The following is a 4,368-nucleotide window of genomic DNA, read 5'->3' as shown; positions in this document are numbered from 1 at the left end:
GGGAGGCGGCGCCGCCACCACGGTTGGGGCGACCGCGGTCGGACCCTCCATCGCGACCCTGCGCGAGCATCCCGAGTTGGTGAACCGGGCGGCCGCGCGGGGTCGGGCGTTGTACTGCTGGACCGTCGATCACTATGAGGACGTGCAGTACTGCCAGGACCTCGGCGTGGCGTGGATCGCAACCAACCATCCTGGTCGTACCAAGGTCTGGCTCCAGAACGGGCAGGCCGCCGGTGAGAGTTAAGAGTCGGCGGCCTCGAGGACATCTTCGGGTACTGGCGAGTCGGAGTTCAGTGCCGAGAACAGGCGCTGCGCCGCGTCGCTGTCCCATATGAGGATGGAGCCCGACCCGTTATCGGTGAGCTCGCCGATCGGCACCGTCACCGTGGTGATATCACCGCGCAGCGTCCACGCCAGGCGGGCGAGGTCCCACACGTGATCGCCGTCGGCCACGGTGAGGGTGTCAGCCGCAGCGCGCGTCATCGCATACCAACGCAGTGGGTTGAGCAGTACTTCGGGGCTGGCGGCTCGGTGCATGAGTGCTGACATGAACTCGCGCTGGTGGGTCATGCGGTCCAGGTCGGCGCGCGGGGTGGCGCGGCTGCGGACGAATCCCAACGCGGTACGACCGTCGAACTCTTGGCATCCGGCGGCCAGCTCGATCCCGGCGAGCGGATCGCTGACGGGTTCGGCGAGGCACATGGTCACCCCGCCGACGGCATCGACCAGGCTCGCGAAGCCGGCGAAACCCATCTCGGCGTAGTGGTCGATGCGTATCCCGGTGGCTTGCTCGACGGTCTGTACCAGCAGGGCTGGGCCGCCGACGGAGAACGCGGTGTTGACCTTGTCGCTGCCATAGCCGGGAATGGCCAGGTACGAGTCGCGCGGGATGGACACCATCGTGGCCGGTGTACCGGAGCCGAGCCCCGGGATGTGCACCATCAGGATGGTGTCGGTGCGCGCGGCGCCGGCGAATTCAAGGTCGCTGCCGGTGGTCAGGTCGGCCTGCTGTCCCGGTGTGAGTCCCTCGCGGCTGTCCGAGCCGATGAGCAGCCAAGTGCTGCCGGCCCCCTGAGCCGGCCGGTCGGGATAGTTGCCCAGCGCAGAGACGCGGGTGAGCGATGTGTCAACCCATGCACCGACGGCGACCGCGGTGCCGGTGAACGCCAGCAGGCACACCAGCAGGATCCGGCCCCAGCGGCGTTTTCGTCGCGGCTTGCGCGCAGGCGGAGCCGGTGGGGCGGGGGGCCTGCCGGCGGGGGGTTGAGGCGGCCTCCGGGCCGGCGGTGGCGCCGGCGGCGGTTGCCGGGGCGCTGGTGCCGGCGGCGGTTGCCGGGGCGCTGGTGCCTGCGGGTTCGGCGAGGGGGGCCGGTAAGAGGGGTGAGGGTAATGGGGATCGCGACGGATCACCTGCGGCGGCTCCCGGCGGCGCGGCGCTCCGCCGGGAACCGGGGGTCGCTCCGGCCCCGGAAACGGCGGCCGATTATCGGTCACAGCAAGAATGTACGTGCTCGCTGGATCAGCGCAACCAGCCGAGCTGGCCGGCCAGCAGCGAGTATCCGACGAAGGCGACCGTGTCGATCAGCGTGTGCGCGATGATCAGCGGCCACAGCCTTCCGGTGCGCTGCCATGCGTAGCCGAACACCATGCCCATCGCGACGTTGCCCAGTCCGGCGCCGAAACCCTGGTACAGGTGGTAGGCCCCGCGCAGCAGGCTGGAGATCGCCAGGGCAAGCCACGGGTTGACCTTCAGCTGGCGCAGCCGGGTGAGCAGGAACCCGACCACGATCACCTCCTCGGCCCACCCGTTGCCGAAGGCCAACAACAGCAGCACCGGGATGCGCCACCAGGTGTCGTACAACTCGGCGGGTTCCACGGACGCGTTGACACCGAGCGTCCGGGCGATCTGGTACAGCGCGAGGCCGGGAACGCCGATGAGGGTGGCCAGCCCCACTCCGCCGAGAACGTCTGGCCGCCAACGGATTCGACCGAGTCCGATCTGTGAGGGGCTGAAACCGCTGCGCCACAGCAGGTACACCGCCAGCGCTCCCCAAGCGAGCAGCTGGAACACTCCGGCCAGGTTCAGGCCGAGGTCGATGAGCCCGTACGGCGAGCGGCTCGGGTTCAATGCCACGGTTTGGCCCGATAGGCCCAGCAGTGTGCTTTCGATCAGGTGAAGCACTGCGGTGTAGGCGCTGAGGGCAAACGAGACTGCCAGCACGATGGCGATCTCGATGCGCAAGGCACGCCGCTGCGCATCGGTCAGCTCGTCCTCGGCCTCGTTCACCGCAGCCACGGTAGCCCGGCGGCGGCGAGGTGGTGGCGCTCAGGCGCCGCGGGCGCGCAATCCGGTCAGGAACGGGCACCCCATCAGCACCCGGATCGCCTGGCTCAGCCCGGTGGCGTCGTGCACCGGCCTGGCGAACGGCAGCCGGACGTCGTGGTCGGTGTGCGGGTCGGCCCCCTCGTCCTCGACTCGCAACTGCACGCCGTAGCGGTCAAGTCCCAGCGGCCGGACGCGGCCGTGGCGCAACGACCTGGGAAGCCGGCTGGCAAGCCGCTCGATGACGTCGCGGTGGTGAGACTCCAGGTGTTGGAGCCAGGGTGATTCCATGGCACAGAAAGGATCCGGGTCGGCACTCAGCAGCGCACCCGGTGTCACGGACTCGGCCCCGGTCGCGTCGGCCACCACCGCCGATTCGATGTCCAGCCGCATCAACGTGTAGCGCACGTGCGGCTCGGCGCCGCCGGCTGTCCGGTTGTACTCTGGGTCGAGGTTGGGCTTTGTATTGACTTGCAGCAGAGCCGGATTCGGGTCGGAGGCGGCGATTACATCCAGTAGGCCGGCCACGATGTCGGCCGGCACATCGCGCAGCGTGCCCTGAATCCACACCAGCGACCGGACCGGCTCGCGCAGGGGCAGCGGTGCGTAGTCGGTCAGCTCGACCATCGCCTGCAGGCCAGAGTGGGTCGCAGGGGAGACCGTCTGTGAGGCGGTTCCGTCGACCGGCACGGTGATCGCGAGCGACCCGTCCTCGAGTAGGTGGTGCACCGGTGTGGCGGTCGGGCCGCGGCCTTCACGGTCTTCGATGGCCAGCGTCGCGCCGGCGCCCCGCGCGCACGTGCTGCGGATCCGTTCCGCGGCGGTGGGAAACTGAGTCGGTGCAGGAGATGGCATCACGTCGCCCTTCTTCGGTAAAGTGAGGCTAACCTAACTAGAATCAGTTCGGTGTGCAAGGCTCCGGCGCAGCAGAATGGGACGACCGAACCGAACCGATACGCTGGAACGGTGCCCGGCATCGCCTATCTCGGCCCCGAAGGAACATTCACCGAGGCTGCCCTGCGTGCCATTGCAGCCAATGGCCTGGTCCCGCCGGACGATCGCTCTGGAGGCGCCGAAAGCGAGCACGTCACGCCGATCGCAGCAGACAGCACTCCCGCCGCTTTGGCCGCCGTCCGTTCAGGGGATGCCGAGTTCGCGTGCGTCCCGATAGAGAACTCGATCGACGGATCCGTGTTGCCCACGCTTGACAGCTTGGCTACCGACACGCCGCTGCAGATTTTCGCCGAGTTGACCCTCGATGTTTCGTTCACCATCGCCGTGCGGCCCGGCACCGCCGATTCGGAGGTGCGCACCGTGGCGGCGTTCCCCGTCGCCGCAGCCCAGGTCACCCGCTGGCTGGCCGAGCATCTTCCCGACGCCCAGTTGATTCCGGCCAATTCGAATGCCGCCGCCGCGCAAGACGTCGCCGCTGGCAAGGCAGATGCGGCAGTGAGCACGGCGCTGGCCACCCAACGCTACGAACTGGACTCGTTGGCCACCGGCGTCGTCGATGAATCCAATGCCCGTACCCGGTTCGTCCTCGTGGGTCTGCCGGCGTCGCCGCCGAAGTGCACCGGAGCCGATCGGACGTCGGTGGTGCTGCGATTGGACAACGTGCCCGGTGCGCTGGTCTCGGCCATGAGCGAGCTTGCGGTCCGCGACATCGATCTCACCCGCATCGAGTCCAGACCCACTCGCACCGAGCTCGGCACCTACGTGTTCTTCCTCGACTTCGTCGGGCACATCGACGACGACTCGGTGGCCGAGGCGCTGCGTGCGCTGCACCGGAGGTGCGCCGAGGTGCGCTATCTGGGCTCGTGGCCGACGGGCGAGATTGTGGGAGCCGCGCCGCCGCCGACGGACGAGTCGGTGGCCTGGCTGAAGCGCCTGAAGGATGGTCGCTCGTGACCGGCCGGTTGGTGTTGCTGCGGCATGGCCAGACGCACGGCAACGTCGACCGCCGCCTGGATACTCGACCGCCGGGTGCGGAGCTGACCGATCTCGGTCGCGAGCAGGCCAGGGCTTTCGCCCGATCGCTGCCCCGG

Annotated in this window: 6 protein-coding genes; 3 read left to right on the top strand and 3 right to left on the bottom strand. The window is 68.8% G+C overall.

Going from position 1 to position 4,368, the window contains the following annotated elements; translation table 11 throughout:
- On the top strand, positions 1–244 hold a 244-nt coding region (locus ACPGXI_RS02620; protein ID WP_526649506.1), incomplete at its 5' end, for a glycerophosphodiester phosphodiesterase family protein.
- Here the strand turns inward: ACPGXI_RS02620 and ACPGXI_RS02615 are convergent.
- Genes ACPGXI_RS02615 through ACPGXI_RS02605 form a run of 3 tightly spaced genes read right to left on the bottom strand, consistent with a single transcriptional unit; the run spans position 241 to position 3,178 of the window.
- Entirely contained in the window at positions 241–1,494 is a 1,254-nt protein-coding gene (locus ACPGXI_RS02615; RefSeq protein WP_526649504.1) for an LCP family protein, read from the bottom strand. The two genes, ACPGXI_RS02620 and ACPGXI_RS02615, sit on opposite strands and share 4 nt — an antisense overlap.
- 25 nt (positions 1,495–1,519) lie before the next feature.
- Positions 1,520–2,287, bottom strand: a complete 768-nt coding sequence (locus tag ACPGXI_RS02610; protein ID WP_526649502.1) for a CPBP family intramembrane glutamic endopeptidase — start codon at positions 2,285–2,287, stop codon at positions 1,520–1,522.
- A gap of 39 nt (positions 2,288–2,326) precedes the next feature.
- Entirely contained in the window at positions 2,327–3,178 is an 852-nt protein-coding gene (locus ACPGXI_RS02605) for a DUF2470 domain-containing protein (protein ID WP_526649500.1), read from the bottom strand.
- 111 nt (positions 3,179–3,289) lie between these two features.
- On the opposite strand from ACPGXI_RS02605, the gene pheA reads away from it, so the two are divergent.
- Together pheA and ACPGXI_RS02595 are read left to right on the top strand one after the other, a co-directional pair.
- Entirely contained in the window at positions 3,290–4,231 is a 942-nt protein-coding gene (gene pheA, locus ACPGXI_RS02600) for a prephenate dehydratase (protein ID WP_526649498.1), read from the top strand.
- A partial coding sequence (locus ACPGXI_RS02595; protein ID WP_526649608.1) for a histidine phosphatase family protein occupies positions 4,228–4,368 on the top strand: 141 nt, incomplete at its 3' end. The genes pheA and ACPGXI_RS02595, both read left to right, overlap by 4 nt.

Source organism: Mycobacterium sp. (assembly GCF_049608025.1).
Lineage (GTDB): Bacteria > Actinomycetota > Actinomycetes > Mycobacteriales > Mycobacteriaceae > Mycobacterium.
Note: the sequence above shows the minus strand (reverse complement) of the source record. Positions and strands in the feature narration are given on the sequence as shown.